We start from the raw sequence: 15026 nt of genomic DNA, 5'->3' as shown, positions 1-15026 counted from the left end.
AGTAGTAACATGACGTTCGACCTTTCTAAGAGGGCGGCTTTTTTAGCCTCTTCTTTAGCCTTTGCTTCCTTAGCGCAGGCCTCTACGATTGACTTGCGAGTTATGGAAACCACGGATATTCATATGAATTTGGTGGATTATGATTACTATGGCGATAAACAAAGCGATGCGGTTGGTTTGTCTCGCGTCGCTACCTTGATCAAGGCCGCACGCGCTGAAGTGACCAATTCCGTATTGGTCGACAATGGTGATTTGCTGCAGGGTACGCCACTAGGGGATTACGTCGCAAAAGGTCGTGTTTTACGTTTTGGTGAAACTCACCCGGCCTTTAAGGCCATGAATTTGCTGGATTATGATGTGGGTAATATCGGCAATCATGAATTCAACTACGGCTTAGACTTTCTGATGAAGAGTTTGAGCGGTGCGAACTTCCCGTACGTGAGTGCCAACGTGTATGTCGACGATGGCGACCAAGATCCGTCAAATGATCAACCTTACTTCCAGCCTTATTTGATCAAAGAAAAGGTTTTCCTTGATTCAGACGGTCAACAGCAAACCGTGAATATTGGTTACATTGGATTTGTACCACCGCAAATTATGACGTGGGATAAAGACAATCTCACCGACAAGGTCATTGCAAAAGACATCATTGAAACAGCTAATAAATACGTACCTGAAATGAAGCAAAAAGGCGCGGATGTGATCATCGCTATTCCTCACAGTGGCATGATGAATTCGCCTTATCTGAAAGGGGAAGAGCATGCCTCTTACCATTTGGCGAAAGTTGGGGGCATTGATGCGATTTTATTTGGCCATTCTCATCGAGTTTTCCCTGGTGACAAAGCGATTGGACAATTTGAAGGGGTGAACAGTGATAAAGGAACTGTCTATGGCAAGCCAGCGACCATGCCGGGATTTTGGGGATCTCATCTAGGGGTTGTTGATTTGACGCTTGAACCTTCTGGCGATGGTTGGAAAGTGGCAGATGGTAAAGCCGAAGTTCGTGCTATTTCTCGTCGTGAAGGCCGTAACACCATCCCATTAGTTGAAGCGGATGCAACCATTAACGATGCGGTTGAAACCGAACACGAAGGCACTTTAGCGTATATGCGTCGCAAAGTGGGTGTATCAACCGCAGACATCAATAGCTTCTTTGCCTTAGTGCAAGATGACCCATCCATTCAGATCGTTAACAATGCTCAGGTTTGGTATGTGGAAAACATTGTCCGTGGTACTTCTTATGAAGGTTTGCCGATCCTATCCGCAGCGGCGCCGTTCAAAGCTGGTGGACGTGGTGGTCCAGATTACTACACGGATGTGCCTAAAGGTGATATCGCATTGAAGAATGTGAGTGACTTATACATTTACCCAAATGATCTAAAAGTGGTGAAGTTAACCGGGGCGCAAGTGGTGGAATGGCTAGAGCGAGCGGCGGGTCAGTTTAATCAAATCGATGCGAGCTCAAAAACCGCTCAAGATTTGGTGAATATGTCTTTCCCAACCTATAACTTTGATGTGATTGATGGCATCTCTTACCGTATCGATGTGACGCAAGCAGCGCGCTATGACGCTGAGGGCAAGGTCACGAATCCACATGCTCACCGTATCGTGGATGTGATGTTCCAGAGTAAACCCATGGATATGACAGCAGACTTCCTTGTGGCGACCAACAATTATCGTGCAGGCGGTGGTGGTAGCTTCCCGAACTTGTCCGGAGACACCATTGTCATTGATGCGCCAGACAAAAACCGTGATGTGGTGGCGAACTACTTGTTAAGCCAAAAAAGCATTAATCCAGCGGCAGACAACAATTGGTCCTTTACGGATTTTGGTCAGGCGAAAGTCTTGTTCTCTACTGCGTCAAAAGCAAAAGAAGCGGCGGGTGACAACATGATTTATCAGTCTATGGACAGCAAAGGTTTTGCGGTCTTTGAATTGAAATAAGTGGTTTTTTCCGTGAATGGCGGAGTTAAAAAAAGCGCATGGCAAAGAGTTTGCCATGCGCTTTTTTGTTTCAGTACTGGTTTAGCGCTGTTTGGTTTCGTATTCTGGGTGAATCCAGACGGGTGCGTCCAAACTTGGTAATGCTGCTTTACCGAGAATCATGTCAGCTGCTTTTTCCGCTACCATGATGGTTGGGGCATTTAAGTTACCGTTAGTGATGGTTGGGAAGATGGAAGAGTCAACCACGCGCAAGCTCTCTAAGCCACGAACCTGACAAGACGCATCGAGCACTGCCATAGGGTCATTATCATCGCCCATTTTACAGGTACAAGATGGGTGATAAGCACTTTCGACGTTGTCTTTTACCCACTTATCAATTTCTTCATCAGTTTGCACGTTAAGGCCGGGTTGGATTTCTTCACCACGGTAGTCATCCAAAGCGGACTGCTGCAAGATTTCTCGACTTAGGCGAATGGTATCGCGCCAATCTTGCTTGTCTTGCTCGGTGGAAATGTAGTTAAACACGATCCGCGGCTTGGCCGCCGGATCCGCAGATTCAATCCATAACTTGCCACGACTTTCTGGCTTGTTTGGACCAACGTGCACTTGATAACCATGACCATCAAAGGCTGAACGGCCATCGTAGCGCATTGCCGCAGGTAAAAAGTGGTATTGAATGTTTGGCCATTTTAAGCCTGCTCGAGAACGGATAAAGCCGCAGGATTCAAAGTGGTTGGTGGCTCCTAAACCGTTTTTGAATAGGATCCAGCGAGTGCCAATCAAGCCCTTGCTGATCAAGTCCAACTTGCCATTTAAGGTCACAGGCTGTTTACAACGGTATTGGAAGTAGACTTCCAAATGGTCCTGTAGGTTTTCCCCCACCCCTGGTAGGTCATGAAGCACAGGAACGCCGGCTTTTTCGAGAACGTCTTTTGGGCCTACCCCCGACAGTTGTAACAGTTGTGGTGAGCCAACAGAGCCAGCTGACAGAATGACTTCTTGAGTCGCGCTGACTTGCTGTGCTTTGCCATGTTTGCTGTATTCGATACCAACGGCTTTTTTACCATCGAATAACACCTTGTGGGACAGCACACCCGTTTTTACAGTAAGGTTGGCGCGCTTCATCGCACGACGTAAATACACGTTAGACGTAGACGCTCTCACTCCGTTTTTCACTGTCATGTGCATTGGGCCAAAGCCTTCTTGGCGTTGACCGTTGTAATCGTCGGTTTTACCGTAGCCAGCTTCGTTTCCTGCTTCAATAAAGGCTTGATAGAGTGGGTTATAGCTCATGTCGTTGCCATTGTTGGTCGCAAGAGGACCTTCACTACCACGATACAAGTCAGCCCCGCCTTTCCATGATTCGGCTTTTTTGAAATAAGGTAGACAAGACTGATAGTTCCACCCTTTGGCCCCATGTTCTTCCCACTCATCAAAATCACAAGCATGGCCTCGTACGTAGACCATGCCATTGATAGAAGAGGAGCCACCTAATACTTTCCCGCGCGGGCAATGCATTTCACGATCATCCAGACCAGGCTCTTTTTCCGTATGAAACTGCCATGCATATTTGTCACTGTTCATTGGGTAAGACAGTGCGGTTGGCATCTGGATAAAGATGCTTTTATCTGAGCCGCCCATTTCCAGCAGCAATACCTTGTGTTCACCACTTTCTGTCAATCGGTCGGCTAACACACAACCTGCTGATCCTGCACCGACAATCACATAGTCGTAAGTTTCGTTTGTCATGGTTTCTCTCACTTAGTAAGGGCTAGGGATATCGTTTAGCTCAACAAACACACTCTTGTTTTGAGTGTAGTGATACAGTGTGTCGATGCCATTTTCGCGGCCAATCCCAGACTCTTTGTAACCGCCTACTGGCATTTCTGCAGGGGAAGCGCCCCATGCATTGATCCAGCAAATACCGGCTTGCATCTGGCTAATCACACGATGCGCACGGGCAAAATCTTTTGTAAAGACACCAGCCGCTAAACCAAGCTTGGTGTCATTGGCACGGGCAATGGCTTCGTCTTCGTCTTCGAAGCTTAGTACGGACATTACTGGGCCAAAGATCTCGTCTTTTACTTGCGGCATATCGTCGGTGCAATCGGTGAAAACCGTTGGAGCCACAAACGCGCCTTTGTCCAAGCCGTTTTCCGTTACTTGATAGCCGCCGCATAGCAAGGTTGCCCCAGCGTTTTTCGCGGCTTCAATGTACCCCAGCACTTTTTGCATGTGATCTTTTGAGATAAGTGCACCTACTTGGGTTTCCATGTCCATAGGATCACCGATGATCATGGCTTCGGTACGTTCTTTTAACTCTTTGGTGAACGCCTCTAAGATGTCTTCATGAACAAAGACGCGCGTACCATTGGTGCAAACCTCACCTTGAGTATAGAAATTTGCCAGCATGGCCGCTGAGACGGCTTGGTCAACCGGCATGTCTGGGAAGATGATCATGGGGGATTTACCGCCTAATTCCATGGTCACTTCTTTAAGCGTTTGTGCCGATGCGGTCATGACTTTTTTCCCCGTGCCGACTTCGCCGGTAAAAGAGACTTTGTCGATTTCTGGGTGCGCGGTAATCATTTGACCAGTGCGACCATCGCCTTGAACGACGTTGAAAACACCGTTTGGTAGGCCCGCTTCGGTGAAAATTTCCGCCAGTTTTAGTGCGCTCAAAGGGGTTTCTTCGGATGGTTTGAAGATCATCGCATTGCCCGCAGCAAGGGCTGGGCCTGATTTCCACATGGCGATTTGGATCGGGTAGTTCCAAGCACCAATACCGGCACAAATTCCCAATGGCTCACGGCGTGTGTAGAAAAAGTTGCCATTGCCTAGGTCTTGGTATTCGCCTTGGATTTTATCGGTTAGACCCGCGTAGTATTCAATCACATCGGCGCCCGTTTCAATGTCGACGCAGATGGCTTCTTGTAGTGGTTTACCTGTGTCTAGTACTTCTAAACGAGCCAACTCTTCATTGCGTTCGCGAAGCAACTCAGCGGCTTTTTTAAGGATGCGGCCGCGCTCAACTGGGCTCATCGCTGCCCATACTTTTTGGCCTTGTTTGGCAGACTCAACGGCAGCATCTAGCTCTGCTTGACCAGCATGTTCTACCGTCGCGATGATTTCCCCAGTGGCTGGGTTAATGCTTTCGAAATGTTCTCCGCTGGTGGATGCATGGTAGCGGCCGTGAATGTATTGCTGCTGATGTGCCATGTTGATTGCCTCTTTTGGTTTGGTTCAGTGCCTCGATGACAGGATCAAAGCACTCAGGTTTTTATTAAATGCGCGTTTAATAAAAAACATTGTAACATTTTTATGTGTCAATTTCAGCCCGAGTAGGGCGGAAGGCGTAAATGGTAATCTGCAAGTCGTTTCTCATCTTTACGCCGCTATAGCTTAGTTGGTTTTTAAGTCATTGTGAGAAGTGATAGGGACTTTACGTGAGGAAAAATGCGTTATAAACATGGTTTTGACGACGGCATGATTGTGTGGGAATTTTTTAGGAACAAATAAAAGGCAGCCCCTCATGCCATCAACTGGATCATGAGGTGCTGAGAGGTGTTATGTGTTTGTTTTAGGCTTACACCCAAACATTGAGGTTTAAAGGTTGAGGACACCATTGCTGTCATGACTAACTGGGCTTGGCACATAGGCGTCGGCCATCTCGTCGTTAATCCAAAGGGTATTGTCCGCCACATAACGAAATTGATAGGTATGATCGACTTCTAAATTCATTGTCGATGCATAGAGTCCCGATTTTTGCTTCCTCAAAGGGTTGGCTTCTTTGTCCCAATTATTAAAGTCACCTACGACCGACACCTTATTGGCATCGCCGATGGCTTCCGCAGGTAAGGAGAATTTTACTTTGCATTCTGGCTTAGTCTTTAGGTAGGTTTTCTCAATCATTTCCAGCTCCATATGATCTAACAAGAGAGACAATAATAAGGCTACTGCAAAAGCCTGAAAGGGTGAACATGGTATAAAGCAAGGCTCACGCCAGCTTTAATAACTCATTAATGGCAATACAAAAGCCTGTTGGATGATGCCTTAACAGAAGACGCTTTTAGGTCAGATTTCGCTAAACGATAGCTGAATTGCCTTGATGTGGTGCTTAATCCACCTTTAATATTATAGGACGTAAATTCACAATTACGCAGAAATATCTGAACTACACTCAAATGGCACTTATAAAAAATAGAAGAGGTGTTTTATGAATATTCAAATGGTTGTCCTAATCATATTAAGTCTATTGTTGGTTGCTAAAATCATCTATCTTGTGGCGACGAAAAAAACCGATAAAGAGCAAGAGCACGCTGTTCATCATCGTCACCACGATAACCGATAACTACTGGCCATGCTTAGTTGGGGCTCGTTAACCTCGGTAGCGTTTGTTTTTTGCTTCCTTGACTGTGTTCAGATCGACCAGGACCAGCCCGTCTACACAATAGCCAAAATCGGCATCGACACCAAAGTCTAGGAAGCGAACGCCACCTGGTTCACACAATTCACTGTATTGTTTGAACAGGGTTGGTACGCTGGCACCAAAGTGGCTGAGTTGTTCCTTAAGTACCTTGAAGTCTTCCTCATAGTTGTCTCCAGTAAACATATTCTGGATGATGTCTTTGTGTTCAGGGTTAACCTGATAGGGTGTGAAGGATCTGGCCAGATATTCATTGTCTGAGAAGTACAGTTTATAGAATGACACAATGAAATCTTTTGCCGCTTGCGGATAGCTGTTGCTTAAACTCACTGGGCCAAACATATAGCGAATTTCAGGGTGGCGATTTAAATAGGCACCAATGCCATACCACAAATAATCCAGACTGCGTTTACCCCAATACTTTGGTTGTACGAAACTGCGGCCAAGTTCGATGCCTTGTTCAAAATACGGTTCCATATCACATGAGTAGCGGAACAGTTCAGCACTGTAGATACGGTTGGTTGACTCTTCTTTCATGTAGCGAGCCACTTCACCAATACGATACGCACCAACAATCTCAAGCTCTTCTTCATCCCAAAGGATCAAGTGACGGTAATATTGATCGAACTTGTCTAAATCCGATCTTTCCCCAGTGCCTTCTCCGACTTTGCGGAAAGCCACTTCTCGTAAACGGCCGATTTCTTTCATCGTTACGGAAGATGGGTCGTAATCAAATAAATAGATCTGCTTGTTGTCTTTAGTGCTGCCAAGATGTTCGGACTGTTTTAGCTCGTGTTTGATCATTTGTCGATTTTGTGGGTGATCGACGGTCTTTTCTGTCTTTAATAAAGGCTTTTTGCCTTTGGCGATACGGTACAGATGGCGTTTGACCAGCTTGTTCTTTTCCTTATCACTCAGTGGTAATTGTGCCAGTTCCTGAATCGGAATAGCTTGCCCCACTTGCATGGGAATTTTGCGATTACGCTGACGAAACATTTCATTCGCAAGTTGAATCGTCGATAACGGGCGATACACTAATGAGCTGGTGTAAAACAGCATGGAGTTACGGCCACCAATGTGCACTGGCAGTAATGGACTGTTGGTTTTTTGCGCTAGCTTTAAATAATTCTGGTTCCATTTTTGGTCTTTCACGCCACTGGGTGACATGCGAGAGACTTCGCCAGCCGGAAAAATGATGATGGCTTCTTCATTATGTAGGCAATTCATTATGGCTTTGAGCTGTTGGCGGCCGGTTTTTCCACCTAGGTTGTCGACCGGTAACACTAAGTCTTTCAATCCATCGAAGCCCATTAATAAATCGTTGGCAACGATTTTAACATCGGGGCGGATTTCACCGACTAAGCGTAATAGTGCTAAACCATCGAGCGCACCTAATGGATGGTTAGCAATGATCATAACGCGGCCAACGGCAGGAATATTACGGCGGTCCATCTGGCTGACTTGATAACCAAAGTTGAAATGATCCAAGACACGATCGATGAATTCGAAGCCAGCACAGCTGTCGTTTTGTTCCAAAAATAGGTTCACTTCACTTTCATGGAATAAGCGTTTTAGGATGCTTAAGGTTGGGCGAGTGATTAGTGGGCTTTTGTCGAAAAACTGAGGTGACTTACTAGCAATCATTTGCTCGACTTGTATCACAATGGCGCTCCGCTCTGAATAAACTTTTGATGATTTATTGTTCAGATTAGAGTGTCTGTGTGACAAAGAGGTGACGCTTATGTGGCGAAACAATGACCAATTTATAACAGAAAAAAGTCAGTCATTCTGAGGTCGCTAGTTTCTATTGCTATATTTTAGAGTGACAGAGAGGGGAGTTATTGAGCCGAGTCGTCTTCGTTTATGTCATCTTCAAAGCGATAAAAAAAGTTCCATAGGCAATATAGAGTGAGTAGTACGGCAAAGCTTGCCCACATGGGTTCATCATAGAGCCATTCAATGCTCGCCCAAACGGCGCAAGTTAATGTGGCAACCACACGACGCCAAAATGGCTTGAAAAATTGACGATCAGTTTCACTTAGCATAAGCAGTCCAACCAGGTAGGAACGGGCAGGCTCACACAAATTTTGTTGGATCAACCATGGCTTATCAAGAAGCGATGTTGTTGTGTCGTAACATGTGCAAGCCTGAGGATATCATTGCGCTTTTGTTTTGCTGTTGCCCAAAGAAATATGGCGCGATCCAGTTAATTGAGATTGACCACTCACACCCGAATCGATTTTATTAATTTGACCGCCTTTCGCGAGAAATTCTTGCATTTGCTTTTCGATGGATTCCGAGGTTTCCGAGGCGGCAGGCTGTTTCTTTTTTGTTGCCATGACTGATAGTCCTTGTTGTTTAATTGAGCAACCACTATATCAGAGTTTCACATTTTTTTCTTGTTGTGGATGAAAAACATCCACAAATGAATGGCTTTATCTAAGTGGTGTCAGAAACAGAAGCGATCCTTCGCGAACTGTTTGTGTGTTTACGGGCGGGTGGCGATATTACAAGCTGGTATGAGGGTGGTAACGACGTAATATTGGGTTTAACAGGCGGGTAAACCAGCCAGTAAATTCAATGGGGGCATCCAGAACCGTCAAACAAATACACTCAGCGTCTTTGGTGACAATTGGTTTGTGCTTGTGCCGAGCATCGCGACTGATGAAATCACCTTGTCGGTAAATACCCGTTTCGTCGGAGAACGCGCCTTCCAATACTAGAGTGATTTCATCACCTGTATGAGTGTGAGTGGGCATGTGAGCGCCCGCTTTGACTCGTGTCAGCGCAATCTGTGCGCCGCCTTCTTCATTATGCAGTGTGGCGATCTTAAACGAAGGTGACAAGTGCATCCAGGTCAGATCATCGTAGCCTTTGGTAATAAATTGACGCAGGCTTTTCGGAATCTTGCCGCCTTTGTCTTTGATACGCTCAACCACTCCCACTGTCTGAGTTGCTTCAGTTGAAGTGTCTTGCTGTTCTAATTTGGCAAACAATTGATCTTTCAAATGTCTTAGTTCTTGTGGTGGCATGCGGTTTTGTTCAAACAGCTGTGCTCCCAAGATCTCTAATTTTTTCACTTGTTGCTGACACTCAGAGCAATGCTCTAAGTGGGTTGAAACACACAAAGAGTGCGACAGAGACAAAGCGCCTGCCGCATAATCTGTTAGTGTTTCTATTGATGGATGGTAGTGAGTCATCAAATACTACCTCTTTACGTAAATGGTCAATTTCTGGAGTGCCAAGCGGACTCTAGATTTTATGGTTCCAAGCGGTAGAGATAACTCTTCCGCCGCTTCTTTGTGCGTTTTACCTTCCAAGTACACTTTGGACAGTACTTGTCGCTGATCAACTGGCAGCTTCTTAAGACTTTGCTGAATCATTTGTTGATCTCGCTTTTGCTGCGCCTCCTGAAAAGGATCCGAGTTTTCATCGACAATATTTTGCCAAAGGTAATCTGGGTCAATATCAGACTGATAACGGCTGTTTTTACGCAGGTAATCTATCCGAGCGTTTCGGGCAAGGGTAAATACCCAAGTGTTGAGAGAGGCTGTTTCCGGTTTGTAGGTGTGCGCTTTATTCCAAATACGAATCATCACTTCTTGAGCGATATCGTCAGCCATTAAGTTGGCGCCCGGCTGAGCAGCCAAACAAAAGCTGCGAATCTTTGGCGCATAGTGATCGAATAAACGTGCCAACGCGACCTGATCCCGCTGCTCAGCAATGGCAAACATGTCATGCACCCTTTGTTTGTCTAGTTCTATTTTGGTTGCACTGTCCATTTATTGCTCCGCTTTAGGAGGAAGGCCGGCTCGGCCGGGTCAGTATATTGTTCAATATTCGTCTCTCAATATCATTCATACGTGGGGAGATTCGTTTCGGATCACTGTCAGATGGAAAAATATCTAAAATAAAAAAGTGATCCATTTAGCGATTTGCAACGTTTCCAAATCGGATGGATAAAATTATGTCCTTAACGGTAATGACAAAGACAAGTGATGTGTATGACGGATTCTCAAACGCTACCTAATCTTCAGCTAATCGATCGATTTAAAGATTTCTATCGTGATGTGAAGCACCCTAAGTTAGAAAGTATAGATCAGGTTTACGCTGATGATGTGCTTTTTAAGGACCCAGTGCATGAGCTAAGAGGAGCCGAAGCGCTGCACACTTATTTGTCAGACATGAGCGTCAATGTGCAAAGTGGGCGCTTTGAGTATCTTGATCAAATTGTTTCCGAAGATATGGCCTATATTAAATGGAACATGCATTTTAAGCATCCGCGCTTAGGGAAAGACACCATCACGGTCCGCGGTATGAGTCAGGTGCAATTTCATGATCGCATTTATTTTCATGAAGATGTTTACGATCTAGGTCAACTGATCTACGAGCATGTACCACTATTGGGAAGCGTGGTAAAAGGCCTAAAAAAGCGCCTAGCCGTGTAGGATAAAAGGAGGCAGCAATGGAGCAGCTAAATGGCAAGGCACAAAGTATTGTCTGGATTACGGGGGCGAGTTCAGGGATCGGCTTCGCTCTGGTAAAGCGCTATTTGCAAGCCGGTTGGCGAGTGATTGCCAGTGCTCGTTCAGAAGGTGAATTAGCGGATTTAGTGAAGCAAGATAGTCATCTTTCTTTCGTGGCGTTCGATATGGTTGATAAAGAACAAATCGAACCCATTCGTGACACCCTCAGCCAACTGGTTCCGCATTTAGATTGTGTCATATTAAATGCCGGAACCTGCGAATACCTTGATTTAGAGGATGAAAAAACCGACTGGCAGATGATGGAACGGGTCATGTCGGTGAATTATTTTGGATTGGTAAACAGTGTTGATGTTTGTTTGCCACTGCTCAAACGCGCTTCTCAACCACTCCTTGTGGGTGTCAGTTCTCAAGCCGTCCAAGCCGCGTTTCCTCGTGCTGAAGCCTATGGTGCCAGCAAAGCGGCTATTCGTTACTTTCTGTCATCGCTGCGTATGGATTTAAACGCCGATGGCGTCGATGTGACCTGTGTTTTGCCTGGCTTTGTGGATACCCCCTTAACTCGGAAAAATACCTTTGATATGCCTTTTCTAATGTCGTCCGATGAGGCGGCCAAACGAATCGACCAAGCGTTACAAGGTCGTCCTTATGAATTTGCCTTTCCTAAGCGTTTGTCTGCCTTGCTTTGGCTAGGTCGTCACCTGCCTAAATGGTGGTTGGGAAAGTTCGCGCCAAACAAACATGACAATTCGTAACGACAAAAAACACAGTTGCAGAATATCTTTATTGAGACATCTCATTTTAAGGAGACGATGAGTGAAAATCGCCATTATTGGTTCAGGGATATCCGGCCTAACCAGTGCCTACTTGTTACAACGACAGCACGAAGTCACGCTTTTTGAGTCAGCGGAGCGAATTGGGGGCCATACGGCCACCGTAGAAGTACAAGAAGCCGGAAAAATTCGAGCCATAGACACAGGTTTTATTGTTTTCAATGATTGGACCTATCCAAATTTCATTCGTCTGATGGATGAAATTGGCGTGACTTCTAAGCCGACGGAAATGAGTTTTAGCGTCAGTTGTCTGCGAACCGGTTTGGAATACGGTGGTAATAATCTGAATACCTTGTTTGCCCAACGCCGTAATCTACTGAATTTGCCTTATCTGGGCATGATCAAAGACATTCTGCGTTTTAATAAAGAAGCCATCCAAGACCTAGAAGCCGGTCAATTAAAAGAAGGTATTCCCCTTGGTGAATACTTGAAAGAGCGTGGTTATGGGAAACGCTTTGCCGAGCATTATTTGATTCCGATGGGCAGTGCTATCTGGTCTGCGACGTTGGATGAAATGATGGATTTCCCTCTTGCATTCTTCGTACGGTTTTTTAAAAACCATGGACTTTTGAGTGTCAATCATAGACCTCAATGGCGAGTGATTGAGGGGGGCTCGTCTGCCTATTTGCAACCTTTGGTAAAGAGCTTCAAAGACAAAATAGTATTGAACTCAGACATCAAACAGGTTCATCGTTCAGACAGCAGTGTGGAGATTGAATTTTCAGATGGCCGTAGCGAGGCATTTGATGAGGTGGTGTTTGCTTGCCACAGTGATCAAGCGCTGGCTTTGTTGGCGGATCCAAGCGCTGACGAGAAAGGCATTTTAAATGCCATTCCTTACCGTAATAACGATGTGGTATTGCACACGGACACCCATTTATTACCAAAAGCTAAGTTGGCTTGGTCAAGCTGGAATTATCAATTGGGCGATGCGCAAGACAAGGCGGCCACGCTTAGTTACAACATGAACATTCTTCAGCATCTAGACAGCGATACCACCTACCTAGTGACCTTGAATCAGACGGATATGATTGAACAGAGTAAGATTCTCGGTCGCTTCCAATATGCTCACCCTACCTTCACCTTAGAAGGCATCCAAGCTCAGTCCCGTTGGTCTGAGATTAATGGGGTGAATCGTACTTGGTTTTGTGGCGCATATTGGCGCAATGGTTTCCATGAAGACGGTTGTTGGAGCGGAGTGCGAGTCGCAGAAGGCCTGGGGGTAACATGGTAACCCTGGGGATAGTCACATGAATACGGTCTTCCCTGAGACTCACCAAATACTGCACAGTGGCATTTATTATGGCACGGTACGTCATCGTCGGTTTACGCCTCGCCGTCATGCTTTCCAGTATCGCGTCTTTATGATGTATTTCGACCTAGACGAATTGGATCAAGTCTTTTCAATGAGTTCTTGGTGGTCAATGAAGAAATGGTCATTGGCTCGTTTTGTCCGACAAGACTATTTTGGCGGCCCAACGCTTCCCATTAAACAGGCCGTTCAAGGTGAAGTGTTCAAGCAGCTTGGCTTAAGCCTGAATGGGCCTGTTCGAATGCTGACAAACTGTCGCTATTTTGGCTTTATTATTAATCCCATTACGGTTTATTACTGTTTTGATCAAGAAGAGCAGCTTCAAGCCATGTTGCTAGAGGTGACCAACACTCCTTGGGGTGAAAAAGTGGCTTATGCTTTGAAATGTGATCCAACACATAAGGTTCAACGTATCCAATTCAACAAAGCCATGCACGTATCGCCATTTCATCCGATGACTCATTTTTATGATTGGCGCAGCAGTCTGCCAAGTCGTCAGCTAAGCGTGCACATGCAGAATAAAGAGTTGGGTTCACAAGCGTCTGTGTTTGATGCGACTTTGGTTTTGACAAGACAGCCAATGAATTCAACTAATTTACGTAAGGTATTGTTTTCCTATCCTTTCATGACGACAAAAGTGGCATTGGGAATCTATTGGCAAGCTATGAGATTGTGGCTAAAGAGAGTGCCATTTTACAGTCACCCAAAAACCTTCACTAAAGCAGAATAACGATTAAGAGGTTCCATTAGTATGAGTTTGGTCAGCGCAGAAAATCAGAAACAAACTAATAAATCCACTCCTTCTCGCCTCGATACTATGGCCAGAAAAATGGTGTTTGCCATGCTGAATCGCCTTGCGATTGGCCACCTTACGCTAGAGGAAGAGGGTATGGTGTTTTCTTTCGGGGAAGCACGTCACGCCGCCAAGCACATCGCGCACATTCGAGTCGAAGAGCGTCACGCTTATCGAGACGTTTTCTTCAACAGCAGTATTGGCGCAGGTGAAGCTTATATGAAAGGACACTGGAGTTCGCCGGATCTGGTTGGAGTGATCCGTCTGATGGTGGCGAACCTCAATTTGATCAATAAAATGGATCAGAAAAGACCATTTTGGTCGCGAATTGGCACCAAAATACTGCATAAAATGAATGCCAATACCAAGCAAGGTTCGCGTGACAATATCTCCGCTCACTATGATCTAGGCAATGACTTTTTTTCACTCTTTCTCGATCCAACCATGATGTATTCTGCCGCCTTCTACCCTGAGAAAAAAGTGTCTTTAGAAGAAGCGTCAGTGTTTAAGCTGGACCGTATTTGCCAAAAACTTCAACTCAAAGAAACCGATCACTTATTGGAAATCGGTACGGGGTGGGGGGGCATGGCGATTCATGCGGCGAAACATTATGGTTGCCAAGTCACTACGACAACCATTTCACAAGAACAATATGATTTTGCGAAAGCGCGTGTACATGCGGAAGGATTGCAAGACAAGATTACTCTCTTACTGGACGATTATCGCGACTTACAAGGTCAATATGACAAGCTAGTGTCGATTGAAATGATTGAAGCGGTGGGCCACGAATATTACGACAGTTATTTCTCCAAATGCAGTGAATTATTAAAACCTGAAGGTCTAATGGTGATACAAGCCATTACCATTGCAGACCAGCGTTACGATTACGCTCGTCGTTCTGTGGACTTTATACAGCGCTACATTTTTCCGGGTGGTTGCTTACCGTCAAACCAAGTGATTGCGAATAAGATTTCAGCCAAAACGGATATGCAAATTGTCGGTTTGGAGGACATCACAGAGCATTATGCGAAAACCTTAGCGGATTGGCGAATACGTTTTCATGAGGCACGGCAAGAAGTCGTTAAACTGGGCTTTGATGACGTGTTCTGTCGGATGTGGGATTTTTACCTAGCCTACTGCGAAGGCGGTTTTAAAGAACGGGCGATTAGTACTGGGCAGTTTGTGTTCGCCAAACCTGAACATCGCCTAAGCCTTCCTTCAAGTGACTAATACC

15 protein-coding genes are annotated in these 15026 nt (G+C 45.6%); 7 read left to right on the top strand and 8 right to left on the bottom strand.

What is annotated here, in order from left to right; translation table 11 throughout:
* Positions 1 to 9: 9 nt before the first annotated feature.
* Positions 10 to 1944: a bifunctional 2',3'-cyclic-nucleotide 2'-phosphodiesterase/3'-nucleotidase gene (locus MAR181_RS16155; protein WP_013797676.1), complete on the top strand. Its 1935-nt coding sequence runs from the start codon at positions 10 to 12 to the stop codon at positions 1942 to 1944.
* 81 nt (positions 1945 to 2025) lie between these two features.
* Here the strand turns inward: MAR181_RS16155 and betA are convergent, their stop codons facing one another.
* The 3 genes from betA to MAR181_RS16140 all read right to left on the bottom strand — a co-directional run bounded on the left by betA (position 2026) and on the right by MAR181_RS16140 (position 5856).
* The gene (betA, locus tag MAR181_RS16150; RefSeq protein ID WP_013797675.1) at positions 2026 to 3693 is read right to left on the bottom strand and encodes a choline dehydrogenase; all 1668 of its coding nucleotides are present in this window, start codon (positions 3691 to 3693) and stop codon (positions 2026 to 2028) included.
* A gap of 12 nt (positions 3694 to 3705) precedes the next feature.
* Positions 3706 to 5163 carry a betaine-aldehyde dehydrogenase gene (gene betB, locus MAR181_RS16145; protein ID WP_013797674.1) on the bottom strand — a complete coding sequence of 486 codons (1458 nt, stop codon included), beginning with the start codon at positions 5161 to 5163 and terminating at the stop codon, positions 3706 to 3708.
* A 387-nt stretch (positions 5164 to 5550) separates the two neighbouring features.
* Positions 5551 to 5856 carry an isoamylase early set domain-containing protein gene (locus tag MAR181_RS16140; protein ID WP_013797673.1) on the bottom strand — a complete coding sequence of 102 codons (306 nt, stop codon included), beginning with the start codon at positions 5854 to 5856 and terminating at the stop codon, positions 5551 to 5553.
* Between the two features lie 304 nt (positions 5857 to 6160).
* Here MAR181_RS16140 and MAR181_RS18700 point away from each other — a divergent pair, with 304 nt between their 5' ends.
* The gene (locus MAR181_RS18700) at positions 6161 to 6295 is read left to right on the top strand and encodes a hypothetical protein (protein WP_013797672.1); all 135 of its coding nucleotides are present in this window, start codon (positions 6161 to 6163) and stop codon (positions 6293 to 6295) included.
* A gap of 27 nt (positions 6296 to 6322) precedes the next feature.
* On the opposite strand, the gene olsF is transcribed toward MAR181_RS18700, so the two are convergent.
* The 5 genes from olsF to MAR181_RS16115 form a co-directional block, all read right to left on the bottom strand.
* Positions 6323 to 8032, bottom strand: a complete 1710-nt coding sequence (olsF, locus tag MAR181_RS16135; protein WP_013797671.1) for a bifunctional ornithine lipid synthase OlsF — start codon at positions 8030 to 8032, stop codon at positions 6323 to 6325.
* 176 nt (positions 8033 to 8208) lie between these two features.
* Positions 8209 to 8415 (bottom strand): hypothetical protein, encoded by a 207-nt coding sequence (locus MAR181_RS16130; RefSeq protein ID WP_013797670.1) that lies wholly within the window; start codon positions 8413 to 8415, stop codon positions 8209 to 8211.
* A gap of 111 nt (positions 8416 to 8526) precedes the next feature.
* Positions 8527 to 8709, bottom strand: coding sequence for a hypothetical protein (locus MAR181_RS16125; protein WP_013797669.1), 183 nt, complete (start codon positions 8707 to 8709; stop codon positions 8527 to 8529).
* A 168-nt stretch (positions 8710 to 8877) separates the two neighbouring features.
* Positions 8878 to 9570, bottom strand: coding sequence for a ChrR family anti-sigma-E factor (locus tag MAR181_RS16120; RefSeq protein ID WP_013797668.1), 693 nt, complete (start codon positions 9568 to 9570; stop codon positions 8878 to 8880).
* A 6-nt stretch (positions 9571 to 9576) separates the two neighbouring features.
* Positions 9577 to 10152, bottom strand: coding sequence for a sigma-70 family RNA polymerase sigma factor (locus MAR181_RS16115; protein WP_013797667.1), 576 nt, complete (start codon positions 10150 to 10152; stop codon positions 9577 to 9579).
* Positions 10153 to 10374: 222 nt separating this feature from the next.
* Between MAR181_RS16115 and MAR181_RS16110 the strand changes: the two genes are divergently transcribed.
* The 5 genes from MAR181_RS16110 to MAR181_RS16090 all read left to right on the top strand — a co-directional run bounded on the left by MAR181_RS16110 (position 10375) and on the right by MAR181_RS16090 (position 15022).
* Positions 10375 to 10818, top strand: coding sequence for a nuclear transport factor 2 family protein (locus MAR181_RS16110; RefSeq protein WP_013797666.1), 444 nt, complete (start codon positions 10375 to 10377; stop codon positions 10816 to 10818).
* Between the two features lie 17 nt (positions 10819 to 10835).
* The gene (locus MAR181_RS16105; RefSeq protein WP_013797665.1) at positions 10836 to 11609 is read left to right on the top strand and encodes an SDR family NAD(P)-dependent oxidoreductase; all 774 of its coding nucleotides are present in this window, start codon (positions 10836 to 10838) and stop codon (positions 11607 to 11609) included.
* A gap of 61 nt (positions 11610 to 11670) precedes the next feature.
* Positions 11671 to 12921, top strand: coding sequence for an NAD(P)/FAD-dependent oxidoreductase (locus MAR181_RS16100; RefSeq protein WP_013797664.1), 1251 nt, complete (start codon positions 11671 to 11673; stop codon positions 12919 to 12921).
* 16 nt (positions 12922 to 12937) lie between these two features.
* Positions 12938 to 13729 carry a DUF1365 domain-containing protein gene (locus MAR181_RS16095; RefSeq protein ID WP_013797663.1) on the top strand — a complete coding sequence of 264 codons (792 nt, stop codon included), beginning with the start codon at positions 12938 to 12940 and terminating at the stop codon, positions 13727 to 13729.
* A gap of 21 nt (positions 13730 to 13750) precedes the next feature.
* Positions 13751 to 15022, top strand: coding sequence for an SAM-dependent methyltransferase (locus MAR181_RS16090; RefSeq protein ID WP_013797662.1), 1272 nt, complete (start codon positions 13751 to 13753; stop codon positions 15020 to 15022).
* Positions 15023 to 15026: the final 4 nt, after the last annotated feature.

Origin of the sequence: Marinomonas posidonica IVIA-Po-181 (genome assembly GCF_000214215.1) — a bacterium.
In the GTDB taxonomy this organism is placed as follows: Bacteria; Pseudomonadota; Gammaproteobacteria; order Pseudomonadales; family Marinomonadaceae; genus Marinomonas; species Marinomonas posidonica.
This window is presented reverse-complemented; position numbering and strand designations above follow the sequence as displayed.

Coding starts and splice junctions, on each gene's coding strand:
- MAR181_RS16130 (WP_013797670.1), bottom strand. CDS start 8,415: ATGCTAAGTGAAACTGATCGTCAATTTTTCAAGCCATTTTGGCGTCGT.
- MAR181_RS18700 (WP_013797672.1), top strand. CDS start 6,161: ATGAATATTCAAATGGTTGTCCTAATCATATTAAGTCTATTGTTGGTT.
- MAR181_RS16155 (WP_013797676.1), top strand. CDS start 10: ATGACGTTCGACCTTTCTAAGAGGGCGGCTTTTTTAGCCTCTTCTTTA.
- MAR181_RS16125 (WP_013797669.1), bottom strand. CDS start 8,709: ATGGCAACAAAAAAGAAACAGCCTGCCGCCTCGGAAACCTCGGAATCC.
- MAR181_RS16115 (WP_013797667.1), bottom strand. CDS start 10,152: ATGGACAGTGCAACCAAAATAGAACTAGACAAACAAAGGGTGCATGAC.
- MAR181_RS16095 (WP_013797663.1), top strand. CDS start 12,938: ATGAATACGGTCTTCCCTGAGACTCACCAAATACTGCACAGTGGCATT.
- MAR181_RS16090 (WP_013797662.1), top strand. CDS start 13,751: ATGAGTTTGGTCAGCGCAGAAAATCAGAAACAAACTAATAAATCCACT.
- MAR181_RS16140 (WP_013797673.1), bottom strand. CDS start 5,856: ATGATTGAGAAAACCTACCTAAAGACTAAGCCAGAATGCAAAGTAAAA.
- betA (WP_013797675.1), bottom strand. CDS start 3,693: ATGACAAACGAAACTTACGACTATGTGATTGTCGGTGCAGGATCAGCA.
- MAR181_RS16110 (WP_013797666.1), top strand. CDS start 10,375: ATGACGGATTCTCAAACGCTACCTAATCTTCAGCTAATCGATCGATTT.
- MAR181_RS16120 (WP_013797668.1), bottom strand. CDS start 9,570: ATGACTCACTACCATCCATCAATAGAAACACTAACAGATTATGCGGCA.
- MAR181_RS16105 (WP_013797665.1), top strand. CDS start 10,836: ATGGAGCAGCTAAATGGCAAGGCACAAAGTATTGTCTGGATTACGGGG.
- betB (WP_013797674.1), bottom strand. CDS start 5,163: ATGGCACATCAGCAGCAATACATTCACGGCCGCTACCATGCATCCACC.